Consider the following 13,728-nt stretch of genomic DNA (forward strand, 5'->3'; position numbering starts at 1 on the left):
CTCTCTTGCCCATGAGCGAGATCCGCGTCGGCGCGACGTCCTGGGCCGAGAAGACCCTGATCGAATCCGGCCGGTTTTATCCGCCCGGGGTCGACACCGCCGAGGATCGGCTGCGGTACTACGCGTCCCGGTTCGCCATGGTCGAGGTGGACAGCACGTACTACGGTCTTCCCTCGGAGCACAACGCGCTCCTTTGGGCGAGCCGGACGCCGCCGGGCTTCGTCTTCCACGTGAAGGCGTTCCGTCTTTTCACGCAGCACCAGACCCCGCCGGAAGCGCTGCCCCGCGACGTGCGCCAGCGCGTCGGCGTCCCGCCCAAGAAGAACGTCTATTACGACGATCTGCCGGACGACGCCAGAGACGACCTGTGGAGACGGTTCCGGCTCGCGCTGGAGCCGTTGCGCGCCAGCGGCAAGCTCGGGGCGGTCCTGTTCCAGTTTCCGCCGTGGTTCGTGCATCGACGCGACAGCCTGGCGCACATCGAGGGCTGCGTACGGCGGATGAACGGCGATCTGCTCGCGGTGGAGTTCAGGAACAGGTCGTGGTTCGACGAGCGGCACCGGGACGCGACGCTGGAATTCGAGCGCCGCCTTCGTCTCGTGCACGTGGTCACCGACGCACCGCAGGGGTTCCCGAGCAGCACGCCGCCCGTGTGGGAGGTGACCAACCCGGCGCTCGCCATCGTGCGGCTGCACGGGCGGAACGCCGCCACCTGGCAGCAGGCCACGCGCACCGCGGCCGAGCGCTTCGACTATCTCTACTCGGACGAGGAGCTGGAGAGCTTCGTCGGTCCGGTGCGCGCGATGGCCTCGCAAGCGCGGGCGGTCCACGTGCTTTTCAACAACTGCCGCGACGACAAGGCCCAGCGCAACGCCGCTCTCCTGCAAAGCAAGATCCGCGGCTAGCGCTCGCGATCGCTTCTCCGTCTGCGGTCGCCCGGCGAAAGCCCCGGCAGGCGCGCGGAAAAGGCCGTGCGCCCGCGGCCGCGTGGCCGTTCCGCCCTCGTCGTACGTCGCCCGACCCCCCATAATGCCGTTTTCGCGCGGTATGCCATTTTCTCCCAGCACGCACATAAGGCGCGCGCTACCCAGACCCAGCCGATGTCCGTTGAAAGCGTCGACGTTCTCCAGAATCTCGCCAGGCACGCGGGTGCGTTCTTTTACAGGATGTCTCTCCCCGATGGCCGCTACCAATACCTCAGCACGGGTTGCACCGAGCTGACCGGTCATGCCCCCGAGGATTTCTATGCGCGACCGCTGCTGGTGAAGGAGATCCTGCACCCCGGCTCGCGCGCCTACTTCGAAGCGGCGTGGGAGGCGCTGCTCCGGGGCGAAATGCCTCCCTCGTACGAGTACGCGATCGTGGATCGGTCGGGCCGGACGCGCTGGTTGCGGCAGCAGAACGTCCTGGTGCGCGACGAGAAAGGGCGGCCGATCGCCATCGAGGGCGTGGTCAGCGAGTTCACCGACCTCAAGTGTCTCCAGGCGGAGCTGGAGTCGGCCGTGCGCGACCGCACCGAGAGCCTCGAGTCCGCCAACCGGCGACTGCGGGAGGAAGTCGCGCTGCACCAGCAGGCACTGTCCGAGCTGCGCGACAGCGAGGCGCAGCTGCGCCTGCTCACCGACCATCTGCCGGCCGCGATCTCCTACGTCGATGCCGGGGAGCGCTATCGTTTCAACAATTCGACCTACGAGGACTGGTTCGGGCGGACGCAGGCCGAAGTCCGGGGCAAGTCGGTGCGGGAAGTGGTCGGGGACGCCGCCTACGCCCTCATCGCGGACAAGATCAGGACAGCGCTTTCCGGCGAGGCGGTGACGTTCGAGGCCGCGCTGCCGTACGCGCGCGGCGGAACGCGTTTCGTGCGGGCGAGCTACGTTCCCCACCGCGACGAGCATCGCGGCGTGAAGGGCTTTTTCGTGCTCGTGAGCGACATCTCGGACGCCAGGCGCATCGAGGCGGCCGAACGCCGGCATCTCCAGGAGCTCGCGCACGCGGCGCGACTCGCGAGCCTGGGCGAAATGGCGAGCGAGCTCACGCACGAGCTCGGTCAGCCGCTCTCCGCGATCATGAATTACACCGAAACGTGCGGGCTCCTGCTCGAGCGGGGCCGAATCGAGGAGCTGAGAAGCGTCGCACAGCATCTCGGAAGGCAGGCGCAGCGCGCGATGGAGATCATCCACGGCTTCCGGCGTTTCCTCCAGAAGGGGACGCCCGAAGTGCGCCCGCTCGATCCCCGCAAGACGCTCGCCGCGGCCGTCGCCCTCGTCGGGTGGGAGGCCGAGGCGCGCCGCGTGCCGCTCAAGCTCGATGTCCCGGAAGGATTGCCCGCGGTCCGCGCCGATTCCGGGCTCATCGAGCAGGTGATCGTCAATCTGCTCCGCAACGCGCTCGAAGCCATCGGCGACCGTCCGGCGGAAGGGCAGGACATCACGGTGACGGCGCGCGCGCGGGGCGACGGGGTCGAGGTCCTTGTCCGCGACCGCGGCTCGGGTCTTTCCGCGGAGGCGAGGGCGCACCTGTTCGAGCCGTTCTTCACCACGAAGCGCAACGGCGTGGGCATCGGCCTCGCCGTCTGCCGCCGCATCATCGAGAGCCATGGCGGAACGCTCTGGGCCGACGACAATCCCGAGGGCCCGGGCGCCGAGTTCCATTTCACGCTTCCGGCGGCGCGCGAACAGAAAGGCGGCCGCACCCCGCCCGCCGATCCGGCAGGCGAGCTCTAGCGGTCCCCGGCCGGAGGCGCAACCGCGATCGCCGGGGCAGGCACGTCGCTGACGCGCCGTTCCTCAGGCGCGCTGCTGCTTCAACAGGTCGCGAATCTCCCCGAGCAGCTGCTCTTCCTTGGTCGGCGGCAGAGGAGCGGTGGGCTCCTCCTTTTTCGTTTTCATCACGAAGCCCAGGAACTTGACCATGAAGATGTAGAGCGCCAGGGCGATGATCAGAAAGTTCACGACCTCGCCGATGAACAGCCCGTAGGGCACTTCCTTGGCGCCGATCACGAGCTTCCAGCCGAGGTAACCCTGCTCGGCGGGAAAGACCAGGCTCACCAGCGGCATGATGATGTGTTTGACCAGCGAGTCGACGATCTTGGCGAAAGCCGTGCCGATCACGACCGCGATCGCGAGATCGATGACGTTGCCTTTGAGCGCGAACGCCTTGAACTCCGCGAGCAGCGATGACGCTTTCCTGCCCGGGCGCAGGGAACCGGCGGTGACTGCGGATTTCATGTCTTCTGCTCCTGGTGGGTGGGAGGTTGAGCGGCCCGTTGCCGGGCCCGCGAACAATGGCCGAATGCTAGAAGATACACTGCCTTAGCGCGTTGATCTGCAGCAAACTTTACGAGGCGCGGGACGAAAAATCGACGCTTCCGGCGCGCACCTCGTATACTTTCGGTAATCGATAACGGAATACACCACGTCCTGTTCGCGGTTGGACGCTCACGCACATGTACCGGAGACGGTCTCGCAGAACCCGGGCCGGACGCCTTGCCTCGGCGCTTTCGCTGTGGTGGAGCGACCTGCGCTTTCGCTGGCAGGCAGCCGACAAGACCCCATTGGTCGTCGTCTTCCTCGTGGGAGCGTTGGCCGGCGGCTTCGGATGGCTGCTTCAATCCCTTTCGGCAGACAGGGTCGAGCGCCAGAACCTCGCCTGCCTGGCGCTGAACGTCTATTTCGAGGCCCGGGGCGAGCCCGAAGCCGGTCAGCAGGCCGTCGCGGAGGTGACGATGAACCGCGTTGCCTCGCGGCATTATCCGGACACGGTCTGCGGCGTGGTGTACCAGAAGAACTGGGACCCGTTGCGCAAGCGTTACGTGAGCGCCTTCTCCTGGACCGAGTTCGACACGGTGCCGACACCCGAGGGTGAGGAGTGGGACCGCGCGTTGAAAGTCGCCCGCGACGTGTATTACCAGCGGCATGAGCCGAAGCTCGCCGGCGTCCTGCATTACCACGCGACCTACGTGAGGCCGAGCTGGTCGCGCAAGAAGATTCCCGTCGCGCAGATCGGCAATCACCGGTTCTACCGATAACCTGCGCCGCACCTTTCCGGGTGCCCGCGGCGTCGCGATCCCGATACCCTTCGAGTCGCGGCCGGGTCACTTCCCGGCAGAGCAGCGCCCTCCGGGATCATGCGTATCGGGGCTCGACAGGGCCATGGCCCGCCCAAGGCGTATTCGCGGCGTGGGTCGCGCCGGCGACACCGCGTCGCCAAGCTCGCCTGGCTGGCGCTGCTTGCCGGCACCGCGAGCGCCGGTGCGCAGGAGGTTCCGCCGATGCGACCCGAACAACGTTGGGGGATCGGCATCGGCCTGCGCTACGCCCATTTCCCTTTCGCGGTCCCCGATCAGAGCGCGACGGATCTCGTGCCGCTGCTGTTCTATGAAGGCGAGCGCGTTTTTCTGCGCGGGATGGAGGGCGGCGTCGGCCTCTTCGGCAACGCGCGCTGGCGGCTCAACGCCTACATGCGCTACCGGTTTCCCGACGGCCCGTCGACGGCCGACGAGGTGCGCCGGGACGCGTGGGACATCGGCCCGCAGCTCCGGTACACGTTCGACGACGGCCTGGAGCTGCGGTCGGAGCTGCTGTCCGACGGAGACGGCCGAACGTACCTCGACGTGGGCGTCGAGCGCCGTTTCGGCGACGACCACGCCCGGTTCGAACCGTACGTGGGCGCGAGGATCAAGTCCGCGGCGTTCAACGACTGGTACTTCGGGCTCGCACGCGAGGAGCTCGGCGCCGGAATCGACGTGCGCGCGCACCTGCAAGGGCGGCTTCATCTGGCCGGCAACCTCTTTCTGATCGGCCGGGTCGGCGGCTATTACCTCGACCACGACGCGCGCAAGAGCCCGCTCTTCGAGGACGACGTGGGGTGGGAGGCTTTCGCCGGTGTCGCGTTCTTCAACGATCCGGGGCGCAGGCGCAAGGACGCGCCCGCCTTCTCCCCGTACTGGCGCCTGGCGCACGGATGGGCCACACCCTCGACGCTGGGGCAGATCCTGACCGGCGACAGCGAAGAGGATGAGTTCAATAATCAGCTGACGTCGTTCTTTTACGGCCATCCGCTCTCGGACGAACTCTTCGGGCTGCCCCTCGACATCTACCTCACGCCGGGCCTGGTCGTGCACCACGGCTCGGACGTGCAGGATCGCTCGTTCGAGTACGTGATCGCGATCAAGGCTTACTACACGGCGAAGTGGCCGGTGCGGCTGCGCTTCGGCGTCGCGGAGGGTTTCTCCTACGTCCGGCAGGTGACCTATATAGAACGGACCAACCTGGAGGACAAAGGCAACACGCCGAGCCGCCTCCTCAACTACCTGGACCTCAGCATCGACGTGAACGTGGGCGATCTCCTCGGGGCACGCCCGGCGAAGAGGCTGTGGCTCGGGTACGGCATCCACCATCGCTCCGGGATCTTCGAGTCCGGGTCGCAGTTCGGCGACATCCGCGGCGGCAGCAACTACAACACCGTGTACCTGCAATGGCACTTCTGAAACCCGTCCGCGGTCAACTGCCGCCCGCAGCCAGCCTCCGGATGGCGCCGTAAAGCCCGTCCACGACCCGCGCCATGCGCGCGTAATCGAGCTTCTCCGGCGTGTCGTGCGGCGTGTGGTAGTGGGCGTAACGGTAGAAGGCGGTGTCGGTCACCATCAGGGCGGGGTAGCCGACCATCCAGAACGAAAAGTGATCGCTCCAGGCGACCCCGGGGAGCCAGAAGGGCAGGGCGGCGGACTCCGCCGGAAAATCGCTTTCGGCGCGAAAGGCGCGCGTGAAGCGCTCGAGCGCGGCACGCGAGCGCAGGTTCGAGACGAAGGCGATGAAGTCGCCATGCGGCGGGTAAAAGTGCCTGAGCAGCGGCGGGTAGCGCTGGCTGCCGGGCGCCGTGTCGTAGTAGCCGAGCATCTCGAGCGAGATCATGAGCGGGATCGCCTCGTTGCGCTCGCGCACCGCCCGCGCGTACACGCGGCTGCCCTGGTCGGCGCTCATGAAGAAGGGCGGCTCCTCGTTGGTGAAGGCGACGAAGCGCACGGTCCGGTCGTTCGTGGTGCCGCGGAAGCGGCGCGAGAGCTCGAGCAGCACGGCGACCCCGCTCGCGTTGTCGTCCGCTCCCGGGCTGCCCTCGACCGAGTCGTAGTGCGCGCCCACGATGAGGATCTCGTGCGGCACGGCGGATCCCGGGCAGCCGACCTCGAGGTTCGCGCTCTCGACGCCCCGCACCCCATAGGTCTGCGCCTTCAGCGCGTAGCCGCAGGCGGCGAGCTCGGCACGGACATAGGCCTCGGCAGCGCGAAGGGCGTCGGGCCGAAAGACGTTGCGCTCGCCGATCTCGCCGGCGAGCGTTCGCACGTGGCGTCGCAACCGCTGTGCGACCTTTTCGTCCATCCCGTTCCCGGCTGTTCCGTCCAGGCGGCCCACGCTATTCTAGTTTTCCCGTCCCGACGAGACACGATGCGCTTCGCGCATGCCCCGCCGCTGGTGTTGCTCTGTTCGCTCTGCGCGGGCTGTGCCACGCAGGCGCCCGCCACGCCCGCCGCGGTCCACGACGTCCGCTCGATTCACATCGTCGTTCACGGCTGGCACGCGGGCGTCGCGATCGCCCGCGAGGACATCGCGACGTCCGTCTGGCCGGAGGCCCTGGATTTTCCCGCGGCGGATCACATCGAAGCCGGTTGGGGCGACCGCGATTACTACACCGCGCCCGGGTTCCGGCTCTCGTACGCGCTCCGGGCGCTGTTCCTGCCCACGCCGAGCGTGCTGCACCTGGTCGGTATCCGGGGACGGGTCGCGTGTTTCCCGGCGCGCGACATCGTGGAGCTCCGCGTACCGCGCTCGAGCGTCGAGCGCCTCGTCGGGTACATCGCGGGCAGCCACGCGCGCGACGAGGCGGGCCGGGGGATCGTCGTCGCGCCGGGTCTGTACGGCGGCGGGCGCTTCTACCTGTCGAACGAGAGCTATCATTTGTTTCGTACCTCGAACGTCTGGCTCGCGCGCGGGCTGCGGGAGGCGGGCATCCGGGTCGTTCCGGGACTCGCCTTTTCGAGCACCGGGCTGATGAGCCAGCTGCGCGAGCTCGATTACGCGCACGAGGTGGAATGCCCGTCGGGCATGGAGCGTCTCTCTAATCGGTAACACGGAGACCCGTCACAATGCGCTTGCGTCTTTCGGTGCTCGTCCTCTGGGCCGCGCTCGTCGCGGCGCCCGCGTTCGCGACGCCGCCCGACGTACCTCTCTCGGACTTCGATGGCCGCGTGCACAACGTCGGCACGCACCTCGGCAAGGGCCAATGGGTGCTCGTCGTGGCGTGGGCGCACGACTGCCACGTGTGCGAGGCGGAGATGGGCGAGATGGCCCGGTTTCACCGGGATTACGCGAAGAAGGACGCGCGCGTGATCGGGATTTCGATCGACGGCTTCGAGCTGCGCGACCGGGCGCGCGCCTTCGTGGAGCGACATCGGCTGCCGTTCCCCAATTTTCTCGTCGAGCCGGATCAGGAGATCATGATGCGCTTCGGCGGCGGGCCGTTCTACGGAACCCCGACGCACTATCTGTACGACCCCGCGGGGACGCTGGTCGCCATGAGCACCGGCAGCATCACCGCGCAGGAGATCCGCGGCTACATCGACCGGAAGAAGGCGGGCGCCGGCGCGGCGCGCTAGCGCGCGCAGGTGCGAAAGCCGGCGTAGACGTCGTTGCGCTCGGGCGTGTAGAAGTTGCGCCAGGTGTTCCGGACGAGGCGCGCGGGCGTGACCCAGGAGCCGCCGCGCAGGACCTTCCGCGTGCCGAACCAGGGTTTCGAGTAATCCTCGTAGGGATCGGGCACGAAGCCGGGATAGGGCAGGAACGTGCTCGCGGTCCATTCCCACACGTTCCCGAGCATCTGACGACAGCCACCCGCGCTGTCGCCGGCGGGGAGCGCGGCGACATCGACGTAGCCGCCGGAGGCGGCCCCGAGATTGGCCCGCGCGGCCTCCGGCGCTTCCTCGCCCCACGGGTAGCGGCGCTTTCCGCGCACGGGCTCGCCGTGCGGGCTTTCCACGGAGGCCGCGTACTCCCACTCCGCCTCGGTCGGCAGCCGCCGCCCGGCATAGCGGCAGTACGCGCCAGCCTCGTGCCAGCTCACGTGCACGACCGGCCGGTCCGGCGCGAGCGGTCGCCACCGGTCGAACCAGCGTGATTCCCAGCCCCCGTCGCCGCGTCGCCAGTGGACGGGCGCGGACAGGCCGGCCTGCGCTCGCCAGGCCCACCCGATGTCGTCCCAGAGCTCGCGGCGCCGGTATCCGCCGTCCTCGACGAAGCGCGCGTACTCGGCGTTCGTGACCGGCGCCCGTGCGATCCGAAAGGGCGCGATCGCCACCTCGTGCGCCCATTTCTCGTTGTCGAAGACGAATACCCCATCCGCCTCGGCGCCGAGCGGGAAACGGCCACCGGGCAGCTCGATGTCGCCCGCCAGCGCGCCCGAGGGCGCGGGTTCGCGGGTCGTGCGGGCGAAGGCGGGGGCAGGGTAACCGAGCGTCTGGCGCATGTAAGCGAACGCCTCGGTGTGCATGTCCTCGTGGAAAATCGTAAGCTCGTAAAAATAGGCGCTCTGCTCGTCCACTCCCCGCGCGTGCAGCCGTTCGATCAGGGCCTCCTGTACGCGCCGGAGGTAGCCGAGCGTGTCGTCCAGGGACGGCAGCGGCAGGTCCCAACGGGTATCGTGCGGCACGGCCGAGGAGTCGTAGAGCCGATCGGCGTCCGGGAGGATCGGCGGGCGGTGGTCCAGGTGGCGGAGTATCCAGTGCTCGTGAAACCAGGCGAGGTGACCGATTTCCCACAGCAGCGGATTGACGATGGGAAGCCGCGGGCCCATGAGCTGCGCGCCGTCGAGCCCTTCGACGAGGGCGAGCGTGCGCGCGCGGGCGTCCTCGAGGTCGGCGATCAGTGTTGAGACGGTGACGCTCATCCGGTTCGCATTCCCTCCGTGCGCATCGTTCTGATCACCCCGGCGAAGCGGGGCTCGAAGGCCGGCAATCGCGCGACCGCGGTGCGTTGGGCTCGCCACCTGCGCGCGCTGGGCCACCGCATCGACGTCGCGGTCGATTACGACGGCCGGCCCGCCGATCTCATGGTCGCGCTGCACGCCTGGCGCAGCGCCGCCGCCGTAGAGCGCTTCCGCGAGCGCTATCCCGGAAGGCCTCTCATTCTAGCACTGACCGGGACCGACCTTTACCGCTTCCTCGCGACCGATCCCGAGGTCACCGTGCGGTCGATGGCGCTCGCGGACCGCCTCGTCGTGCTGCACGACCTCGCGCACGAGGCGCTCGATCCCTCTCTGCGTCACAAGGTGCGCGTCATCCACCAGTCGGCGCTGCCGCTCGCTCGGCACCGCCGGCCGCCGACGCGGTACTTCGACGTCTGCGTCATCGGGCACCTGCGCGAGGAGAAGGACCCTTTTCGCGCCGCGTACGCCGCGCGCGGCCTGCCCGCCGGGTCGCGCATCCGGATCGTTCATCTCGGCAAGGGGCACGGGCCCGAGTGGGAAGACGAGGCGCGCGACGAGATGCGGCGCAATCCTCGCTACCTCTGGCGCGGCGAGGTGCCGTTCGCGCGGGTGCGCGAGACCATGGCGCGCAGCCGGCTGATGGTGATCTCGTCGCGCATGGAGGGGGGCGCGAATGTCGTTTCCGAGGCGTGCGTGGCGCGGCTGCCCGTGATCGCCTCGGACATCCCGGGCAACGTCGGCCTGCTCGGGCCCGCGTATCCCGGCTACTACCCGCTCGAAGACTCCGCGGCGCTCGCCACCCTGCTGCTTCGCGCCGAACGCGACCCTGCGTTCTACCGCGCGTTGAAGCAGGCATGCACCGCACGCGCCCCGCTCTTCACGCCGGCTCGCGAGCGCCGTGCCTGGAAGTCGCTCCTCGCTGAAGTGACGGCGAGAGAATCAGAGGATCTTGAACCGCCAGGACGCCAAGGACGCCAAGGGGTGACTGAAATACCCGACCCATAGGGAATCCCGACGATGCCGGCGTGTCATCGCGAACGCCGCGAAGCGATCCACGTATTCCGAGATGGCGCCGTCGCGTCGCTCCTCGCAATGACGCGTCGGGCGGACGTCTCTCGCCTTCGCGTTCCTGGTGTCCTGGGCGGTTCAGAACAACAGCGTGATCGGTTCCGGTGAGTCGCTTGCGGGTCGGACGGTGCCGATAACGGCCGCGTCGGCGTAGCCGAGAGCGCGCAGCGCCTCGACGCAGTCATCGGCACGATCGGCAGGCACCGAGGCGAGCAGGCCGCCCGAGGTCTGGGGATCGAAGAGCAGGGGATAGAGCGGGTGGCGCGCGGCCGCCTCCAGGTTACGTATCGCGCGGCGCAGGCGCACGTTCTCGGGAGCGAGCGTGCTCGCGATGCCCGCGGCCAGGGTCTCCGGCGCGCCGGAGAGCGACGGCAGCGCGCCGAGCGCGATCTCCGCATCCATCGCGGACGCCCTGGTCATCTCGAGCAGGTGGCCGAGGAGACCGAAGCCGGTCACGTCCGTACAGGCGCTCGCGCCGTGCTCGCGCACGCACCCCGCCGCCCGGCGGTTCGACTGCAACATCATCGCGATCGCGGCGTCCACCCAGCGACCCTTCGCCTTTCCGCGCATGTCGGCGGCGAAGAGCGTCCCGGTGCCGAGCGGTTTGGTGAGTATGAGCCGCTCCCCCGCACGCATCCCCGACTTGCGCATGAGCCGATCCGGTTCCGCGATGCCGTTGACCGCGAGCCCGAAGGCGAGCTCGGCGCCTTCGGTGGTGTGGCCGCCGACGAGCGCGGCACCGCCTTCGTCGAGCGCGGTGAGGGCGCCGGCGAGGAGCTCGTAGAGCTGCTGCTCCATCTTCTCTTCCGGCGCGAGCGGCAGCGTCGCGATCGCGAGCGCCGACTGCGGACGGGCGCCCATGGCATAGATGTCGCTCAAACTGTGGTTCGCCGCGATCGCGCCGAAGGTGTAGGCGTCGTCGATCAAGGCCCGGAAGAAATCCACGGTGTGCACCATGACCGCGCCTTGCGGAACGGCGACGACCGCGGCGTCGTCGGGCGCGTCGAGGCCGATGAGAATGTCCTCACGTGCCCGGCCCGGCAGCCGCGCGAGCACGCGCGTCAGGACCGCGCTGCCCACCTTGGAGCCGCAGCCGCCGCAGCGCATGGCCAGCGCCGAAATGGCGGGTGCCGCTTCCGTTTGCGGCGCGGCGGACTCCGTCATCTTCGCGGGGAGCTCCTGGTATCCCCGCATCCAGCGTCGGTCGATCCAGTCCTTCCAGCGCCAGACCCACTCGCCTTCGAAGGACCATCTGCCGCGCGACGCCACCGCGCAGCGGTTGCCGGTACTGATCAAGGCGAGGAACCGCTTCTGGGGCGTGAAGCGGCGCGGACGGCGTCCCTCGAGCGCGCGCCGCAGGTTCTCGGCGAGCGGCGGACCGGAACGGACCGCGATCACGCCGGATTTTTCGCGCGGATGGTTCCGGATCGTGGCCACGTCGCCGGCCGCGTAGACGCCGGGGTGGGAGGTCGATCGCAGGCAGTCGTCGACTTCGATGAAGCCCCGCTTCGTGAGGGCGAGCCCCGTCTGTGCGAGCCACGCGGGGGCGGATGCCTGCGTGACCCAGACCACCGCATCGCAAGGAAGCATTTCGCCGTTCTCCGCCCGCAACCCGCCGTCCTCGACCGCCACCACGCGCCGGTTCGTATGCACGGCGATGCCGCGCGTCTTCAGGATGCGCTGGAACCGGCGCCGCACGGCCGGATTGTGCGTCGGCAGGATCTCGGCCGTGTCGGTGACGAGCAGAAAGCTGGCGCCGCCGCCTTGCCGCCGCAGGCGGTGCTGGAGCGAGAGCGAAAGTTCTACCCCACCGGCCCCGCCGCCGACCACCGCGATTCGAAAGCCGGGACTCGCCGCGAGCGCCCGCCCGGCGATACGCGCCCAGCCCTCCAGAAACCGGTCGACCGGCTTGACCGGCAGGACACGCTCGGCGCCGGGTATACCCACGCGGCTCGGCTGCGATCCGGTGTCGATCGAAAGGAGGTCGTAGGGCACCGGGGGCCGGCTGCGGCAGAGCACCAGGCGGTTGCCGGGATCGAGCCCGACCATCTCGTCGTGGTAGAGGCGTGCGCCCGCGAACTGCGCGAGGGGGCGCAGATCGATGTGCGCTTCGTCGTAGGTATAGTGTCCGGCGAGGTAGCCGGGAAGCATGCCGGAGTAGGGCGTCTGCACGTCGCGCGCGATGAGCGTCAGGCGCACGCCTTCCATCGGGCGCATGCCGAACCGCTTGAGCACCGCGACGTGGCTGTGGCCGCCGCCCACCAAAACGAGATCCCTGCGGACCGGCCCCTTTGTGCTCTGCATGCTCGCGCCCCGTTGCGCGCGTTATCGTCCCACAGGCACTGCGCAGCGACAACCGCGCATCGCCTCACCTCCGGTAGAAGGCCAGCTCCCATCGATCCGCCGCCGCGTCGTGGCGCACGACGTAGCTCGCGCCGTCGTCGCCGCGCACCTTGAAGTAGCGATGGTCGGGGGCGATCCAGCGGTCGAGGATTTCCTCGACGGCGATGCGCCGTTGCCCGATCGAGAACGCGCGCGGCTCCTGCTCGCCGCGGTAGCCGGCATAGCACTCGACGCTCACTTCGAGCGGGGTCTTCACGGGAGCAGGCTGACATCCGGCAAGGAGCGGGGCAAGATCCGGCCCCGCGGGAGCCCGGGCGCGCCTTACGCCGCCGGAATCTCGCACTCCTCGTTCTGACCGAACCAGAACGTGAGATCCTTGGCGAGGAACTCCTCGACCGGCATGTAGTGCGAGCCGTCGCAGGAGAACGTGAGGCCGACCAGCGCGTTCATTACGTTGAGCGAGCCGGAGCGCAGGTAAATGGTCTCGTCCGCGAAGCGCAGCGCCTTGAAGGCGGTCAGCACCTGGTCGATCTGCCCGGCTGCGACCTTGGCGTTTTCCGGGTAACCGCGCAGGGGGTAGGCGAGGCAGAGCTCCGGGTCGACGATCTCCTCGACGCCGTGCAGGCGATAGTTGTACGGGTCGTCCATCAGCCACAGCGAGAACCGGCCGCTCGAGAAATGGATCTTGCTGTGAAACACGCCGTGATCGCGCATCAGCGTGCCGATCGCCGCAAGCACCTCGTCCATGCGCTCGTCGAGCAGGCTGTGCGCGCGCGTCTGGGTGAAGACCGTGCCGCGCACGGCGGGGTCGCCGCGGAACTGGCGCCACCCCTGCGCCGGGCGCGCGAGCTCGGCGTTCCGCAGCAGGTCCGTCACGGCGAAATCGGCAGCGACGAAGCCGAGCAGCTGGTCGCCGCGGCGGACGGCCTGCAGCGCCGTGACGCAGGGCTTGTTGGTATAGACGCTCTGGTACACCGACGACAGCATGGTGCCTTCGAACGGAAGGCTGTGCTTCAGGTACGGGCGCTGCGAGAGGTCCCGGCCGCGCCACGCGGTGTCCGTCCCGTCGGGCCCGACCATCGAGGAAAGCTCGATGCCGTGCAGGTCCCAGCAGTACAGCAGGTGGCAGGCCGGTACGGTGTGGATCGCCTCGAGGAGGATGGCGTCCAGCCGGTCGGGATCCGGCCACGCCTCCGCGCACCGGCGGGCGATCGCGCTGAGCGGCGCCCGTATCGCCTGCGCGAGCGCGGCTTTCTTGGCGAGTATCGCTTGTTGCACCGGCATGGGTCTCTTCCCTGATGCGCGGACGGATCGCCGCGCATCCAGGTTAGTCTACCGGGT

At 68.8% G+C, this 13,728-nt stretch carries 13 protein-coding genes; 7 read left to right on the plus strand and 6 right to left on the minus strand.

The features are described from left to right. The first annotated feature begins 11 nt into the window (after positions 1-11). Together SVA_RS05155 and SVA_RS05160 are read left to right on the plus strand one after the other, a co-directional pair. Complete coding sequence (locus SVA_RS05155; protein ID WP_096459786.1) at positions 12-905, plus strand: DUF72 domain-containing protein; 894 nt, start codon at positions 12-14, stop codon at positions 903-905. Between the two features lie 261 nt (positions 906-1,166). Further along, positions 1,167-2,723, plus strand: a complete 1,557-nt coding sequence (locus SVA_RS05160; protein WP_169923975.1) for a PAS domain-containing sensor histidine kinase — start codon at positions 1,167-1,169, stop codon at positions 2,721-2,723. Between the two features lie 63 nt (positions 2,724-2,786). Here SVA_RS05160 and mscL read toward each other — a convergent pair whose 3' ends face one another. Further along, positions 2,787-3,173, minus strand: coding sequence for a large conductance mechanosensitive channel protein MscL (gene mscL / locus SVA_RS05165; RefSeq protein WP_096462830.1), 387 nt, complete (start codon positions 3,171-3,173; stop codon positions 2,787-2,789). 272 nt (positions 3,174-3,445) lie between these two features. Between mscL and SVA_RS05170 the strand changes: the two genes are divergently transcribed. Both SVA_RS05170 and SVA_RS05175 read left to right on the plus strand, forming a co-directional pair. Then, positions 3,446-4,027: a cell wall hydrolase gene (locus tag SVA_RS05170; RefSeq protein WP_096459792.1), complete on the plus strand. Its 582-nt coding sequence runs from the start codon at positions 3,446-3,448 to the stop codon at positions 4,025-4,027. A gap of 243 nt (positions 4,028-4,270) precedes the next feature. Next, positions 4,271-5,488 carry a MipA/OmpV family protein gene (locus tag SVA_RS05175; protein ID WP_197703379.1) on the plus strand — a complete coding sequence of 406 codons (1,218 nt, stop codon included), beginning with the start codon at positions 4,271-4,273 and terminating at the stop codon, positions 5,486-5,488. A 13-nt stretch (positions 5,489-5,501) separates the two neighbouring features. Here SVA_RS05175 and SVA_RS05180 read toward each other — a convergent pair whose 3' ends face one another. After that, on the minus strand, positions 5,502-6,377 hold the full coding sequence (locus tag SVA_RS05180; protein ID WP_096459798.1) for a M28 family peptidase: 876 nt from the start codon (positions 6,375-6,377) through the stop codon (positions 5,502-5,504). 66 nt (positions 6,378-6,443) lie between these two features. Here SVA_RS05180 and SVA_RS05185 point away from each other — a divergent pair, with 66 nt between their 5' ends. Together SVA_RS05185 and SVA_RS05190 are read left to right on the plus strand one after the other, a co-directional pair. Further along, on the plus strand, positions 6,444-7,124 hold the full coding sequence (locus tag SVA_RS05185; protein ID WP_096459801.1) for a DUF2459 domain-containing protein: 681 nt from the start codon (positions 6,444-6,446) through the stop codon (positions 7,122-7,124). Positions 7,125-7,141: 17 nt separating this feature from the next. Further along, a complete protein-coding gene (locus tag SVA_RS05190) occupies positions 7,142-7,651 on the plus strand; it encodes a peroxiredoxin family protein (protein WP_096459804.1) in 510 nt (169 codons plus the stop codon). On the opposite strand, the gene senA is transcribed toward SVA_RS05190, so the two are convergent. Then, complete coding sequence (senA, locus tag SVA_RS05195) at positions 7,648-8,937, minus strand: selenoneine synthase SenA (protein ID WP_096459807.1); 1,290 nt, start codon at positions 8,935-8,937, stop codon at positions 7,648-7,650. The two genes, SVA_RS05190 and senA, sit on opposite strands and share 4 nt — an antisense overlap. A gap of 18 nt (positions 8,938-8,955) precedes the next feature. Here senA and senB point away from each other — a divergent pair, with 18 nt between their 5' ends. Continuing rightward, complete coding sequence (senB, locus tag SVA_RS05200) at positions 8,956-9,981, plus strand: selenoneine biosynthesis selenosugar synthase SenB (protein ID WP_096459810.1); 1,026 nt, start codon at positions 8,956-8,958, stop codon at positions 9,979-9,981. 141 nt (positions 9,982-10,122) lie between these two features. Here the strand turns inward: senB and selD are convergent, their stop codons facing one another. The 3 genes from selD to SVA_RS05215 all read right to left on the minus strand — a co-directional run bounded on the left by selD (position 10,123) and on the right by SVA_RS05215 (position 13,671). Beyond that, positions 10,123-12,348, minus strand: a complete 2,226-nt coding sequence (selD, locus tag SVA_RS05205) for a selenide, water dikinase SelD (protein ID WP_096459813.1) — start codon at positions 12,346-12,348, stop codon at positions 10,123-10,125. A 64-nt stretch (positions 12,349-12,412) separates the two neighbouring features. Beyond that, positions 12,413-12,643, minus strand: coding sequence for a hypothetical protein (locus tag SVA_RS05210; RefSeq protein WP_096459816.1), 231 nt, complete (start codon positions 12,641-12,643; stop codon positions 12,413-12,415). A 65-nt stretch (positions 12,644-12,708) separates the two neighbouring features. After that, on the minus strand, positions 12,709-13,671 hold the full coding sequence (locus SVA_RS05215; RefSeq protein WP_096459819.1) for a PDC sensor domain-containing protein: 963 nt from the start codon (positions 13,669-13,671) through the stop codon (positions 12,709-12,711). Between the last annotated feature and the right edge of the window lie 57 nt (positions 13,672-13,728).

Origin of the sequence: Sulfurifustis variabilis (assembly GCF_002355415.1) — a bacterium.
Taxonomy (GTDB): domain Bacteria; phylum Pseudomonadota; class Gammaproteobacteria; order Acidiferrobacterales; family Sulfurifustaceae; genus Sulfurifustis; species Sulfurifustis variabilis.